This is a genomic window from Demequina sp. TMPB413 (genome assembly GCF_020447105.2).
Classification (GTDB): Bacteria; Actinomycetota; Actinomycetes; order Actinomycetales; family Demequinaceae; genus Demequina.
Genome location: NZ_CP096184.1, coordinates 751,772 through 765,375, shown reverse-complemented (window position 1 = coordinate 765,375; position 13,604 = coordinate 751,772). Strand labels below are relative to the sequence as shown.

The 13,604-nt window shown below is 64.9% G+C and carries 22 protein-coding genes; all 22 read left to right on the top strand.

Annotated elements, in window-relative coordinates; genetic code table 11:
- Window positions 1-116: 116 nt before the first annotated feature.
- A complete protein-coding gene (locus LGT36_RS03715; protein ID WP_226096842.1) occupies window positions 117-389 on the top strand; it encodes a hypothetical protein in 273 nt (90 codons plus the stop codon).
- Window positions 390-396: 7 nt separating this feature from the next.
- A complete protein-coding gene (locus LGT36_RS03710; RefSeq protein ID WP_226096843.1) occupies window positions 397-609 on the top strand; it encodes a hypothetical protein in 213 nt (70 codons plus the stop codon).
- A gap of 39 nt (window positions 610-648) precedes the next feature.
- Window positions 649-1,101 (top strand): hypothetical protein, encoded by a 453-nt coding sequence (locus tag LGT36_RS03705; RefSeq protein WP_226096844.1) that lies wholly within the window; start codon window positions 649-651, stop codon window positions 1,099-1,101.
- A complete protein-coding gene (locus LGT36_RS03700) occupies window positions 1,098-1,538 on the top strand; it encodes a hypothetical protein (protein ID WP_226096845.1) in 441 nt (146 codons plus the stop codon). Before LGT36_RS03705 ends, LGT36_RS03700 begins: the two co-directional genes overlap by 4 nt.
- Window positions 1,535-2,119, top strand: a complete 585-nt coding sequence (locus LGT36_RS03695) for a hypothetical protein (protein ID WP_226096846.1) — start codon at window positions 1,535-1,537, stop codon at window positions 2,117-2,119. The genes LGT36_RS03700 and LGT36_RS03695 overlap by 4 nt, the downstream gene beginning before the upstream one ends.
- Complete coding sequence (locus LGT36_RS03690) at window positions 2,116-2,649, top strand: dATP/dGTP pyrophosphohydrolase domain-containing protein (RefSeq protein WP_226096847.1); 534 nt, start codon at window positions 2,116-2,118, stop codon at window positions 2,647-2,649. The genes LGT36_RS03695 and LGT36_RS03690 overlap by 4 nt, the downstream gene beginning before the upstream one ends.
- Window positions 2,649-2,951, top strand: coding sequence for a hypothetical protein (locus tag LGT36_RS03685; protein ID WP_226096848.1), 303 nt, complete (start codon window positions 2,649-2,651; stop codon window positions 2,949-2,951). Before LGT36_RS03690 ends, LGT36_RS03685 begins: the two co-directional genes overlap by 1 nt.
- Before the next feature lie 254 nt (window positions 2,952-3,205).
- A complete protein-coding gene (locus LGT36_RS03680; protein ID WP_226096849.1) occupies window positions 3,206-4,258 on the top strand; it encodes a hypothetical protein in 1,053 nt (350 codons plus the stop codon).
- The gene (locus LGT36_RS03675) at window positions 4,255-5,208 is read left to right on the top strand and encodes a hypothetical protein (protein ID WP_226264539.1); all 954 of its coding nucleotides are present in this window, start codon (window positions 4,255-4,257) and stop codon (window positions 5,206-5,208) included. The genes LGT36_RS03680 and LGT36_RS03675 overlap by 4 nt, the downstream gene beginning before the upstream one ends.
- A 224-nt stretch (window positions 5,209-5,432) precedes the next feature.
- On the top strand, window positions 5,433-5,636 hold the full coding sequence (locus LGT36_RS03670) for a hypothetical protein (protein ID WP_226094559.1): 204 nt from the start codon (window positions 5,433-5,435) through the stop codon (window positions 5,634-5,636).
- Between the two features lie 277 nt (window positions 5,637-5,913).
- Complete coding sequence (locus tag LGT36_RS03665; RefSeq protein WP_226096667.1) at window positions 5,914-6,087, top strand: hypothetical protein; 174 nt, start codon at window positions 5,914-5,916, stop codon at window positions 6,085-6,087.
- Between the two features lie 37 nt (window positions 6,088-6,124).
- A complete protein-coding gene (locus tag LGT36_RS03660) occupies window positions 6,125-6,442 on the top strand; it encodes an HNH endonuclease signature motif containing protein (RefSeq protein WP_226096666.1) in 318 nt (105 codons plus the stop codon).
- 138 nt (window positions 6,443-6,580) lie between these two features.
- Complete coding sequence (locus LGT36_RS03655; protein WP_226096665.1) at window positions 6,581-6,868, top strand: hypothetical protein; 288 nt, start codon at window positions 6,581-6,583, stop codon at window positions 6,866-6,868.
- Window positions 6,869-6,953: 85 nt separating this feature from the next.
- On the top strand, window positions 6,954-8,342 hold the full coding sequence (locus LGT36_RS03650) for a hypothetical protein (RefSeq protein ID WP_226096664.1): 1,389 nt from the start codon (window positions 6,954-6,956) through the stop codon (window positions 8,340-8,342).
- Window positions 8,343-8,344: 2 nt separating this feature from the next.
- Window positions 8,345-9,934: a phage portal protein gene (locus LGT36_RS03645; RefSeq protein WP_226096663.1), complete on the top strand. Its 1,590-nt coding sequence runs from the start codon at window positions 8,345-8,347 to the stop codon at window positions 9,932-9,934.
- 3 nt (window positions 9,935-9,937) lie between these two features.
- On the top strand, window positions 9,938-10,627 hold the full coding sequence (locus LGT36_RS03640; RefSeq protein ID WP_226096662.1) for a hypothetical protein: 690 nt from the start codon (window positions 9,938-9,940) through the stop codon (window positions 10,625-10,627).
- A 69-nt stretch (window positions 10,628-10,696) separates the two neighbouring features.
- Window positions 10,697-11,203, top strand: coding sequence for a hypothetical protein (locus LGT36_RS03635; protein ID WP_226096661.1), 507 nt, complete (start codon window positions 10,697-10,699; stop codon window positions 11,201-11,203).
- A 21-nt stretch (window positions 11,204-11,224) separates the two neighbouring features.
- Window positions 11,225-12,106, top strand: coding sequence for a phage major capsid protein (locus tag LGT36_RS03630; RefSeq protein ID WP_226096660.1), 882 nt, complete (start codon window positions 11,225-11,227; stop codon window positions 12,104-12,106).
- A 69-nt stretch (window positions 12,107-12,175) separates the two neighbouring features.
- Window positions 12,176-12,403, top strand: a complete 228-nt coding sequence (locus LGT36_RS03625; protein ID WP_226096659.1) for a hypothetical protein — start codon at window positions 12,176-12,178, stop codon at window positions 12,401-12,403.
- A gap of 72 nt (window positions 12,404-12,475) precedes the next feature.
- Complete coding sequence (locus LGT36_RS03620) at window positions 12,476-12,976, top strand: hypothetical protein (protein WP_226096658.1); 501 nt, start codon at window positions 12,476-12,478, stop codon at window positions 12,974-12,976.
- A 1-nt stretch (window position 12,977) separates the two neighbouring features.
- A complete protein-coding gene (locus LGT36_RS03615) occupies window positions 12,978-13,328 on the top strand; it encodes a hypothetical protein (protein ID WP_226096657.1) in 351 nt (116 codons plus the stop codon).
- A complete protein-coding gene (locus tag LGT36_RS03610; RefSeq protein ID WP_226096656.1) occupies window positions 13,328-13,603 on the top strand; it encodes a hypothetical protein in 276 nt (91 codons plus the stop codon). Before LGT36_RS03615 ends, LGT36_RS03610 begins: the two co-directional genes overlap by 1 nt.
- The last annotated feature ends 1 nt before the right edge of the window (window position 13,604 follow it).

The following is a 13,604-nucleotide window of genomic DNA, read 5'->3' as shown; positions in this document are numbered from 1 at the left end:
CTCCACACCGTCGGCGGGCCCCTGACCAAGTCACCCGGCCAGGTCGAAGTCCTCAAGCACGCGTGCGGAGTCACAGCCCCACTCAAGGCGTGGCGTGTCGAAAGAAGCCCTGCCAGATGAACCCGGCACAAGAGGTCGCGGTGCGGTCGTGCACCCCTGACTTTCCGACGTGGCGTATCGACGCGAAGCGGCAACTGCGGAACCGCATCAACGTGTGTCATGCGGTGGGTGAGCCGGCGCTGATTCGTCGGTGCGCGATCGTGCAGGACCGTCGCGGCGTGACCGAGTTGCGTCGCGGCGAGTTGCCGCTACCGGGTGCCCGTGTGGGTACGCGGACTTTCAACCTCAACCCCGACAACACCGTCGCGATCGTCGACGAGTGGGACTAGGAGACACATGATGCAGTTCCTATCTGACAAGGCCCTCGCGACGTTGCGTCGGCTGACAAGCCCGCGGCAGCGAGTGCGTCAAGACGCGCTGAACGCGCTCAGCAACCGCAAGCCCGGGCAGGTGTACGCCGGCACGGCGAACCACAACCAGGTGGCGAAGCGTCGTGCGAAGAACCGTGTGGCCCGCCGGTCGCGTGCCGTCAACCGTCAGCGCCGCTGACTCCAACGCCCTGCAACCACCCTCAAGGAGAAACACATCATGAAACTTGCAGCAACACTGCCGAAGGCCGACGACGACTACATGCGCAACGGTCTCGCGGTCCACGCCGCCGACGTCGTCCGGCACCCGGACGAACGGCGTATCGCGATCGTCGTGCTGTCCACAGCGAAACTGATCGACAACCGGGCCTCCCATTCGGTGGAACCGGTCATGGCGATCGACCGTATTGAGTTGGTCCGCCCGCGCGACGCCGGCGACGCGGAACGCCTACTCACCAGGGCGCTCGAGGAGCGCACAAGCCCGAACACGTTGCCGTTGTTCATCCGCGACGACGTCAAGGAGGCATTCGCTGAGGGTGCCGTGCAACACAGCACAGGCGAGGTACACGCCACGGTGCTGAAGTTCGGCAAGGGCGTCTTCAACGGCGAAGACGACGATACCGAGCAAGACGGCGACGTCGACGACGAGGCGGACGGGGACGTGCCGTCATGAGCGGCCCGACGTTCGTCGACGTGACCCCCGAGCCAGAAGACACGGCACCCGATGAGGAGTTGCCGACTTTGGACGCCTGGCCGGCCGATGCTCCGCCTCCGCCCTCAGTCGTGGTCTTCGCCCGACCGTGCGTGATGATCTCGTGCTCTGCCTGCAATCAGGACTACACGGGCGAAGACATCTCGCTCCACTTCGACAGCGTGGCAGAGGCGATCGCCATGGTGCTCACCTCCGAGTGGGTGCTCTTGGAGGACGGCACGGTCCTTTGCGGCAGTTGTGCGGACGAGGAACGTTGCAAGCGCTTCGGCCACACCACGATCCGCACTGTCGAGCCGTACACGCCCCCTCCGACATCCCCCTACGCAGGCAAGACCCTACCCGCCTACTCGTACTGCGAGCGGTGTCAGGCACTCAACCCCGAGGAGGTGCCAGCATGACCGAACGCAGAACCGCTGACGGATACGTCCTCACCAAGCCCCAAGTCGCGGCCCTCGAAGCCATCGAGCAACGCCTACGTTGGCCCTCCCTCCATTGGGACACCGAACGGGTCCACAAAGAAGCGTGGCCACACATAGCACGCGCCGCAGCCGACGCCGCGATCGCGGCCGCCGCCGATGTGCCGGCGGTGTTCGGAGAGTTGGCAGAGTTCGCTCAGACGACCCCGTACACGGCGAAACAGCTCGCTGAGGGCATCATGCACTGGGCGCGGGTGCCGGGCATCACTCCGCAGATGATCGCACTCATCGTCGATGCCTACGACCTCGACAAGGCTCCTGGCGAGGCGAACACGGTGACACCTCTGCCCAATGTTCCCAACGGGCACCGCAAGCCACGTCCAGGCTTGATGCGGGTACTGATGATCCCCGGGCACTACGTCGACCGCAGAAACGGCGACATGTGGGCGCTGAGAATCGTCGCGGGGGCCGAACGGTGGGAGTGGGTGAACGGCAATCGCTTCAGGTTCGTGCCGCGAACTCATCTCGTGCGCTGCCGCTTCCCCGTCAGGTGGGCACTATGAGCTGGCGCAATGCGGCCGACGACCCGCCCGTCGGCAAGTGCACCAAGTGTGGCCGGAGCACCTGGGACAAGAGCAGCATCGGTTCGGTTGACCATATGCCCCAGCCGAGCGGAGTCACCTGCGGCGGGACCTTCGTCCAGAATCTGGACTGGGGCGCCCCACGCGCCAAGAGCCAATCGTCCGTGCCCGCCGAGCCGTTCGCTATCGACGCCGCACACCTCACCAGGCAACGTGAGTTCAGCCTGGCCACGTTCGGTCCCGGTGTGCGTGAGGCCGGTGTCATCGACCACATCCGCAAGGAGCTCGTCGAGATCGCGGACGCGGAGACGCTCGAGCAGGCCGTCCAAGAGTGGGTCGACGTCATCATCCTCGCTCTCGATGGTGCACTGCGCACGGGCGTACCCGCACAGGAGGTCCTCGACGCGGTACTCGCGAAGCAACAACACAACGAGGCCCGAGAGTGGCCCAACTGGCGCACACAGCCCAAAGACCGCGCGATCGAGCACGTCCGCACAAGGGAGGGTGCGTGATGGAGTTAACCATCGATGGCGCCGGCCACACCTACATCCAGGGACCAGAGGGCCCCGTCGAGGTTCAGGTCCACCTCGACCGAGTAGACGCACCCCCGAACATCGAAGCCCTCCACGCAGAAGCACAAGAGCGTGAGGCGGTAGCCAAGTGGCTTGAGGGCATCACGCTTCGCGACCAGCAGTGGATCGACGGCATCAGCGAACCGGGAACGGTCGTCTGCTTCGACGGCACACCCGCCGAGTTCATTGCCGCCATCCGCGACGGCGTCCACCACCGACCCAAGGGAGAGAAGACCACATGACCACGACACCGCCTCCGTCGGCGCTCGCGGCCGACCCGCCACGTGTTCGCATGTGCCCAGAGTGCCGTGTCGGCAAGCACTCCAACTGCACGGGCGTGTCGTTCGACGCGAACGACAACGAAGTGCCCTGCCCGTGCCTCACATGTCACCCGCCGACACCAGTCCGGTGCACAGCCTGCGGCCGACCTATCAACCCTGAGACCGCTGAGTGCAGCGGTTGCTCCGACTAGACACCCCGAGAGGACACCCCACCCGTGAGCTTCCTGCGAGTCAGCGATTCATCCGCGTATGACCCGCGCACCCTCCACCCCCTCGAGAGCGCCGACGCCGACGAACGAACCGTCGACGAGGTATTCGGATTCTCAGTACGCCTCGCCGCCGAATGCGGCAGCAAAGAGAACGACAACACCGACCGCCGCGCCACCCTGGGCATGGTCCGTGCGCTCGCGGGCTCGCCCACCCGCGCGACAGCGATGATGGCGATGCTTGTCGCGGCGGGAGCGTGGAGGCCGGACGGCGACGGTTGGGAACTCATCAACGATGAGAAGTACTTGCACCTTCGGGCTCAGGGAGAGATCGATCGCGACCGCGTCCGTCAGAAAGACGCGCGCGACGACATGCTCACCGTGCCCGCCCGCTTGCGTGACGGTGACAACTGTCGGTACTGCAGCAAGGACGTCAACTGGTCGGACCGCAAGAGCCTGCGCGGGGCAACGTGGGAGCACGTCAACATCGCGGCCCAGCCAACAGCGTTGCGGGACTTCGTGGTGTGTTGCTTCGCATGCAACCGGGAGCCTTCGTCACGCGGTCCGCTTCTGGCGCCGCCTGAGCAGCCCAAGTACGGGCCGAAGACGAGAGAGTTCGTGAGGGAGCGCCTCGGGAAGTGGCCGACGCGCGCACAGATTGACGAAATGTACCCGGGTCTGCGGATCTGGGCGGGGAACGCGGTAGAGGGCAAGCGGACCGAAGAGGAGGGCGCGGACACTGGCCTGCGGACCTCTTCGGAGCACGCGCCGACCGACCAGCGGCCCGCCCGGAAGAACGCGACCCAAGACGCCCCACAGCGGCCCGAGAACGTATCGGAGAACGCGTCGGGCACGACCAGCCCACAGGCGGGCGAAAGCCCGCCACACGGGCCCCCACAGCCGATCTACAGCAGACCAGTAGATCGGGGGTCTGACGGATCTAGATCTGCCGGGTCGGGTCGGGTCGGGACGGGTTTGGTAGTTCCGGGTCTTCCCGGCTCTGGCACCGCCGCGCCTACTGGTGGGTCAAAGCGATCACGTCGACGGAAGGAACAGAGGTGACCACAGTGGCCAGCATTGAGGATTCCAAGCGTGAGGCTCTCACGCCAGACGAACGTCGGGAGAAGGCTCGCCTGGTGCGGCGTCGTCTCCGCCAGTTCACCGATCCTTTCGAGGTGCGGGAGCCGTGGTGGTCTTGGGATGCCCATGGTGGCAAGTGGTACGACGTGCCGATGGGTGACCACGTCACGGAGCTCCCTCCGCTGCTTGAGCAGATCGATATGGCAGTGAGCCGCGTCGGGTGGTCGAGTGGCACGACAGGATCGTTCGAGTCGCGGCCGGCGGCAGTACTCGATGCGATCGACGCCCGCGAGCGCATCAGGGTGTCGGCTGCTGAGAAGGTGCGGGAGTTGACGGGCGGTGAGCCGTCGGTGTTGCCGGAGAGCAATCTGACGTCGTTGGGTGCGTTGGCTTCGACGCTGTCTGATGATGAGTTGCGGGCGCTCGAGCGGGATGTGCGGTCGTGGTGGGCTCACGCGAAGATTGTGGCCGGGATGGACGATCGGCCGATGGCGCCGCATGTGCGTTGTCCGCGGTGCGACACGCTGGACTCGTTGAGGGTGAGGCTCGATATCCCGGGTCGGTTCGGGCTGGCGATGTGTCGGGAGTGCTTGGCGGTGTGGACTGGTGACCCGGTTGCGGCTGCCGAGAATGAGGACGCCGGGTATATCGGCATCCTGCTGCGGGCGATCAAGGAGCAGGAGGCGGAGGCCGCGAGCGCGTCGGTGCCTGTGGAGGTGCGGCATACGTTGGAGTGGTCGTTTCGGTCGCATCATGATGCGGCGGCTGTGGATCCGAAGGGTGAGGTGAAGGTGTGTGAGTCGTGTTCGGCTCAGGCGTCGGCTGCTGCGTCTTCGGTGCGGGGTCGTGCGGTTGATGTGGTGGAGCGGCATCCTGCGGGGACGGCGCACTTCTGCTCGCTATGCAAGGCGTTTCATCCTGGGCGTGCGTGATGCGTCGGTTCAGGTTGACGTCGACGGTGTTGGGGCCGGAGCGTCATATCGAGTTGAGGGTGTATCGGACGCGTGGGTGGATGCGGCGGGTGTGTCATGGGATCACGGGTGATCCGTTGGATTTGCGGGCTGATGGGGTGACGCATCTGTATCGGAGTGAGGCCGATCCTCGTGACGCGCTGGCGTTCGTGTATCTGTGTTGCCCGGCGTTGTCGGTGGAGGTTGTGGCTCACGAGCTGCATCATGCGACGTTGGGGATCTATGGTGCGTTGGTCGATCCCGAGACGCCGGTGCCGGAAGTGCTGACGAACGGCAATGAGGAGTTGGCGCACATGTTCTCTGAGGCGTTGGTGTCGACGTTGGAGACGTTGGCTCAGTCGGGGTATGAGATCGATGGGTATCGGCCGTGGTGGGTTGCGGCGCCGTGACGACACGCGGTCGTGGTGGGTTGTTGCGTGGTGTCTGTTGGTGGGCGTAGCATGTTGCCCACTAGGTGAAGTGTCTCTGGGCCCGGTCTTCGGATCGGGCCTTTTGCATGCCACCAGTGCATGAGGCGCGAGCAGGGCGCCGAGACGGCAGCAGCGCGCGAGCCCGTCACTCACCCTCGTGGGGTGGTTGGCGGGCTCGCTGCGCGATCGCAGTCAGAAGACTTCCGGTCCGACGCCGGTTGAGCAATTCCCCAACACACACACCAAGGGAAATCTCATGTCGAAACACACCATCACGATGTCAGACCCGCGCCTCGGCCAAGAAGTCGTCGAGGCCGACAAGGCCGAACTAGACCCTGAGTTCGGACACCTCATGCTGAGGGATGCCCAAGGCAAGGACGTCGCGATCTTCGCAAGAGGCGCATTCGCTTGCGTCGTCAAGTCGCCGTAGTCGACCACTGTCCCCTAGCCACACGCGAGGTCACGGCATGGCAGCGACTCGCACGGGCACCACGGTGCACAAGCGGATGAGGAAGCGGACACTCGCGCGGGATCGTGCGGCAGGTATTACCCACTGCCCCATCCCAGGTTGCGGCGCCGAGCTCGACTACGACACGACGGATCGCAGCAATCCTGCCAAGGCGGAAGCGGACGAGATCACACCGTGGTCACACACCCAAGAGACAAGCACCGACCTCGAAGACTGGCGCACGATCTGTGCGCACTGCAACCAATCGCGAGGAAGCAACGCTCAGGCGCCAGTCGAGGAGAACGCGAACCTCTTCCCGCCCTCAAGGGCTTGGTAGTCGAACGCTCGTTCGAAGCCACCCCAGGGGTCCCCCCGAGCCACCCCTCCCCTCACCCTCTCGGCACTGAGCAATATCTCTCCTGGTATTTTCCACACCACCCCAAGTCGAACGCTCGTTCGAACGATTGGAGGCGCTATGGCTCGCCCCGCCCTCCGTGCCGTTCCTGAGTCCGAGGTGCCAAAGCCCAAGGCGAAGATGAACGTCGAGCAGGCGGCGTCTGCTGGCGATCGTCGTGCCTTGCTGAAGGCCATGCAGTCACGCATCGCGAAGACAGTGGACGATCCCAAGACACCGCCCCGCGACCTTGCCGCCCTCTCTCGTCGGTTGCAAGAGATTGGCCGCGAGCTGGAGGGGATGACGGATGAGCCCGACAGCGACGATGACCAGGCCGAAGACGAGGCGTTCGACCCGGCGGCTGTCTGAAGTAGCCCGGCACGTCGTCACCCCGTCGGGCATTGTCTCGACGGGATGGCCGGCTGTAGAGCGTCGCTGCACTGAGTTCGGCGATGTGTTCGATGAGTGGCAGCGCGGCATCGGGCAACTGATTCTCGCGAAACGCGCCAACGGCCTGTACGCAGCGACGGTCGGCGGGGCGACGCTCTCCATCCCTCGCCAGGTAGCCAAGACATTCATCGTGGGGCGCATCGTTTTCGCGCTCTGCACGCTGTTCCCGGGTCTTCGTGTGGTGTGGACCGCGCACCGCACCCGTACCGCGACGAACACGTTCCAGAAGTTGCAGGGACTCGCGAAGTCGCGGAACGCCGCCAAGTACGTCAAGTCCATTCGCGTCGCGAACGGTGAGCAAGAGATCCGGTTCCACAACGGTTCGGTGATCCTGTTCGGTGCACGCGAGCAGGGATTCGGTCGCGGGTTCGACGAACTCGACATTGAGGTGTTCGACGAGGCGCAGATCCTCACGGAGAAGGCGCTCGAGGACATGGTCGCGGCGACAAACCAGTCGCAGCACCCCCACGGCGCGCTGTTGCTCTACATGGGCACGCCGCCGAGGCCCGGCATCGATCCGGGCGAAGTGTTCATCGCCCGGCGTGAAGAGGCACTGTCCGGCAGCTCTCGCGACTCCCTCTATATCGAGTGCTCGGCAGCCCCAAATGTCGGCCGCAAGAACGGCCCTTCACTCGACGATCACAAGCAGTGGCGCATCGCCAACCCGTCGTTCCCTTACCGCACACCGCTGGCGTCGATGCAGAGGCTCCGCAAGAACCTCCCGTCGGACGACTCCTGGCGCCGTGAGGCGTTGGGCGTGTGGGACGCACGCGGCCAGTTGGAACCACCAGTGATCGACCCCGAAGACTGGGCACTGCTTCAACGCCGTCCACCATCAGGGAACCAGGTCGCCTACGGGATCCGGTTCGACCCAAGCGGAACACGCGTGGCGCTGTCCGTCGCGCTCGCGGACGGCCAGGGCTGCTTCGTCGAGGGCATCTACGCCGGTTCACCCGCGTCGAGCATCGACGGATTGGTGAAGTGGCTGTCGTCGCGTTGGCGCACGTGTGACGGCATCGTGATTGACGGCCGCGGCGCAGCGGATCTTCTCGAGGCTCGACTGAAGAAGGAACGCGTTCAGCCACGCAAGATCACGCGAGTGACGCCTGGACAGGCGGGTGCCGCATATGCGGGCCTGCCGGACCTCGTGCTGTCCAAGAGCGTGCACCACTCGGGCCAGCCGGGCCTCGCCGCGTCGATCGCGTGCTCGAAGAAACGCAAGATCGGCACGCAGGGCGCGTGGGGGTACGAGCCGAACCACCCCGACGGGGACTCCACGCCAACGGAAGCAGCGGCTTTGGCAATTTTCGGGCTCAAGACCAAACGTACAAGCGCCAATGGGCGCACCGGACAAGGCCGCACGAGCGGTGGGCGTAGAGGGACGGTGATGTGAGCGTGAGCGAGATCACCGAAAGCCACGAGACCGTGCAGGTCGACGCCCTCAATACCGGTCTCAACGCCCGGATCAACCGGCTCCTGCGTGATCTCGAAGCCAAGAACAAGCGCAACGTTCTGCGAGGCGCGTACTACGACGGCAAGCGAGCGGCACGCCAGATCACGTCTGTGCTCCCTCCGGCATACAACAACCTTGGTCTGGTGTTGGGGTGGACCGCGAAGGCTGTCGACGCGTTGAACCGTCGGTGCCACTTGGACACGTTCACGTGGCCTGATGGGGACCTCGGCTCACTTGGGTTCGCCGAAGTGTGGGACGGCAACATGCTTGGCGCAGAGGTCGATCAGGGCCTTGAGTCCTCGCTCGTTCACTGCACCGGATACACCATCACGACCGCTGGCGGACCTGGTGAGCCTGAGGTGTTGTGGCAGTTCCGCGACGCCACGCAGGCCATCGGTGACTGGAATGCCCGCACTCGCCGTCTGGACAACCTCCTGGTGGTCACGTCGTATGCGGACAGTCGCCTCACGGGTTTCGTGCTGTATGAGCCGAACCGGACGATCACGTGTCGCCGTGAGCAGGGCAAGTGGTTGGTGGTGGCGGACCAGGAGCACGTTTGGGGTGTTCCCGCTGAGCCGCTGCCATACAAGCCGCGTCTCCGACGCCCGTTTGGGTCGTCGCGCATCACCCGCCCGATGATGGGCCTTCAGGACGCCGCGGTGCGGGAGCTCGCGCGCCTCGAGGGTCACATGGATGTCTACTCGTTCCCAGAGATGTGGATGCTCGGTGCGGACCCGTCCATCTTCAAAGCGCCCGACGGCACCGTGCGATCGACGTGGCAAGTCATGCTCGGTCGAATCAAGGGCATCCCCGACGATGAGGACCTGACGAACCCCCGAGCCGACGTGAAGCAGTTCCTGGCGTCGAGCCCTGAACCGCACCTGAAGGACATCAACGCACTGTCCAAGTTGTTTGCGCGCGAGGCATCGCTGCCGGACTCGTCAGTCGCGATATCCGACTTCGCGAACCCCACGAGTGCAGAGTCTTACGACGCTTCGCAGTACGAGCTCGTTGCAGAAGCCGAAGGTGCGACCGATGACTGGTCACCGTTCCTTCGTCGCTCAATGATCCGCGCGCTCGCGATGCAGAACGGCATCAATGGCATGGAGGACGTCCCTGCCGAGTGGTGGTCGATCAACACCAGTTGGCGCGACGTCCGCTACGAGTCTCGCGCGGCTAAGGCCGACGGTGGAATGAAGCAACTGCAGGCACTCCCGTGGCTCGCGGAGACCGAGGTAGGCCCGGAGCTCGTGGGACTCACGCCAGACCAGGCGCGCCGTGCCGAGGGCGACCGCAGACGCAAGGCGGGATCCGCGACCCTCCAGGCGATCGCCGCCGGCGGCAGCGGATCCGCCGCTGAGGAGGCCAAGACAATCGCCGCGAAAGGCGAGGCGCTAGGTTCCCTGATTCGCGCAGGTGTGATCCCCGCGGATGCGGCACGAATCGTCGGGCTTGACGTCGGATTCACCGGCGCCGTCCCGGTCACGCTGCGCCCCACAGAGCGCGAAGCGGCAAACCTCGAAGGCGAGTAGCCCGTGGCCACGCCCGCCCAGATCGACCAACATGCGGCGGTGCAGGCCCGCGTAGTCAAGGAGGCTCACGCGACGTTGCGACGGTTCTGGCTCTCGCTGGACCTGTCGAATCCGGAGGTAGCGCGAGACGCCCTCATGGAGTTCATGCCCGCATTGGTGAACGAGTACGGCAACGCCGCGGGTGTCGCGGCCGCTGACTTCTACGACCAGTTGCGTTCCGACGTGCGCACTCGCCGCGAGTTCAAGTCGATCATCGCGGGTGCTGACGACGTCGCCACCACGGAGGCCACGCGCCGCCTGGCGCGGTCGCTCTTCGAGGGAGACGCCGAGGCGATGATCGCCGGTCTCGAAGCGATCGCTGACAAGCAGATCAAGCAGGTGGGGCGAGACACCATCACCCGGTCGTCGATATCGGATCCGGACTCGTCCGGGTGGCAACGCGAGATCCGTGGCGACACGTGCAAGTTCTGCCGGATGCTCGCCTCGCGCGGCGCCGTGTACCGGCGTGAGACGGCCGACTTCGCGGCCCATCATCACTGCGACTGCGTCGCAGCACCATCGTTCGACTCGTCCGCCCCAGAGGTGAGCGCCACCCAGTACGTCGCCTCCGAGCGCACCTCGCGCATGACGGACGAACAGAAGGCCCGCCACCGGGAAACGGTCGCCGGCTACCTCGAAAACTTCGAGGACTAGAGACTCCCCCGCGCTCGCGGGGTCACGCCTACGCGCAGCGGTCAATGCGCGGCATGCAAGGGGAACACCATGACGAAGGCACCCGAGATCAAGACCGGCAGCGAGTTCACGCCGATCACCAGCCAGGAGCAGCTCAACACCGTCATCGCGGACCGCATCAAGCGCGCCGAGGCGAAGGCCATTGAGCCGTTCAAGGACTACGACGACCTCAAAGAGAAGGCCGCGAAGTACGTCGAGGGGCAGAACGCCGCCAAGTCCGTGGAGGACAAGGCAGCCGAGCAGATCGCCAAGTTGCAGAAGCAGATTGACGGTCTGAACGACAACCTCACGCAGTCGCAGTCCGAGGCCGTCAAGGCCCGCATCCAGGCGAAGTACAAGATCTCCGACGACGACGCCGCGCTGTTCCTCACTGCAACCGACACCGACGTGCTCGACAAGCAGGCGAAGGCCCTGTCCGAGCGCATCGCCGACCGCAAGAAGGGCGCGCCATACGTGCCTGAGCAGCAAGGACACACCGTCCCCCCAGCCGACGAGAGCGCGCAGTTCGCTGCGCAACTCTTCGGCAAATCTGACTAACCAAGAAAGGGAGTGGCCACGATGGCTTCTCTGACCAGCGCAAGTCTTGAACTTCCCAAGCACATGGCGAAGGGAATCTTCGAGGAGGCTCAGCTCGGCTCTACCATTGCCGCGCTGTCGGGCGCCAAGCCCATGCTCTTCGGCGAATCCCAGTCGATGACCTTCTCCAACCCCAAGGCCCAGTTCGTGGGCGAAGGTGCGCAGAAGTCACACAGCCCCGTCACCCCGTCGATCATCACCGTGAAGCCGTACAAGACCCAGGTCACCATGCGGTTCAACGAAGAGGTGAAGTGGGCTGACGAGGACTACCAGCTCGGCGTTCTGCAGCAACTCGCCGACAAGTCCGGCCCAGCCCTGGCGCGTGCGCTCGACCTGGGTGTCTACCACGGCGTGAACCCCCTCACGGGTCTCGCGTTCGCGGCGATCACCAAGTTCATCAACCAGAGCACGAACCGTGTCGAGACGGCCGGCGCTTCCATTGCCGACCTCGACGCCGCAGAGGCTCTGGTGGCGGGCATCCCCAACGGTGCCGCGCTCGACCCGACCTACGCCAAGGGCTTCCGCTCGGTGCGTGACTCGGAGGGCCGTCGCATGTTCCCGGATCTGCGCCTGCAGACCGAGCCCACGGACCTCGACGGCTACACCACGTCGGTGTCGGACACGATCTCCGCTTCGGAAGAGGTGGCGGTCGACACCGGCATCCGCGGGTTCGTTGGCGACTACTCGCAGATCTACTGGGGCGTCCAGCGCAAGATCGGCGTCCGCATGATCGAGTTCGGTGACCCGGACGGCGAGGGTGACCTGCAGCAGTTCAACCAGATCGCGCTTCGTGCCGAGCTGGTCTACGGCTGGGTCATCGGCGACCTCGACCGCTTCGCGGTCATCGAGGACCAGGTCGCGTAACCAAGGCCACGTAGCCGGGGCGGGCACCCTCGCCCCGGCTCACGTTCCCTCCTAACGAAAGGCATGACCATGCGCGAGGACAGCCTCGTTCGACTGAAGAACAGTGACACCGGTTCAATCGTCCGTGTGTCACCCGAGAAGGCAAAGGCTCTCGGGCCTCAGTGGAAGCCCACCAAGGCAACCGCGAAGCCTCCGACCAAGGCACCTGCCAAGGCGGCGGCTAAGACGCCAGCGAAGAAGGTCGAGCCTGCCGAGGCAGAGACGACCGACGACGCGGACGCCACCGAGTCCGAGTAGTTCCACACACCCGCGCACGACGCTGACCATCCGTGGTCGCGCGCGGGTGTGCCCACTCTTGAGGAGGCCGCCATGGTTGCGTTCTGCAAAGACGTCGATGTAGAGGCACGCCTCGAGCGACAGTTGACGACCGGTGAAGCCGAGTACATCGACGGCAAGATCGCCGAGGCTCAGGCCCTGGTTGTCGGGTACATGGGCTGTGGCGAGACGCCCTACGCGACGGTCGCCGATGTGCCCGCAACGGTCACCATCGTGACGTCACGGATCGTTGCGCGGGTCATCGAGCAGAAGGCGGACACGACCGCCGGCACGTTCGGCGCGGACCAGATCAGCAACAACGTCGGACCGTTTGGCCGCCAGGTCTCATTCTCGCAGGGTTCACGCACCAATGCTCCGTGGCTAACCAAAGCGGACCGTGAGGCCCTCAATCCCTATGCCTGTAGTTCGAAGGCGTTTGCGGTGGACACGGTGGGGTCTGGGGTGACTCACGCAGACACGTGCGCCATCAACCTTGGAGCGGGCTACTGCGATTGTGGCGCCGAGTACGCGGGCTTCCCGATATTCGGATCCTGACATGACGTGGACTTCACTCCCGGGCGGCGTCGCGGTCACACGCCGACGCTTCACCGACGGCCCGGATGATAGGTACGGGAAGCCAACGAAGACTCCCGTCGACGTGGTGTTGGATCAGCGTCCGGCGTTTGACCCTGGTGGGTCGCGGGAACCGGTCGAAGTAGGTCGCACTCAAACCGTCACGACTCCGAAGCTCTATTTCGTCGAGTCTGTGGTGGACATCGCCGACAAGGACGAGGTCCTCATCGCAGGCAAGCGCTACACCGTGCAAGGCGATCCGGCCGACTGGCCCGACCCGTTCGGCTCTGAGGTGGGCGGCGTCGTCGTCGAATTGCAGAGGGTGGACGGCTGATGGCACGTGTGAAGATTGACGTCAAAGGGCTGAACCAGGCCCTGTCACAGCCCGGCGTGATCAGAGAACTCGCGGCCATCGTCGAGCCCATCGCGCAGGACGCCAAAGCCTCCGGTCCCTTCGTGACTGGCGCCTACCACGCAGGCATCCATGCAGAGGTAGTGAGCGGTTGGGTTCGGCCCCGCGGCAAGGTCTTCGCCGACGCACCGCACTCCATGTCGGTGGAGGCGAACACGGGCAACCTGGCACGCGCTCTAGGAAGGGCTGGCGGTTGAC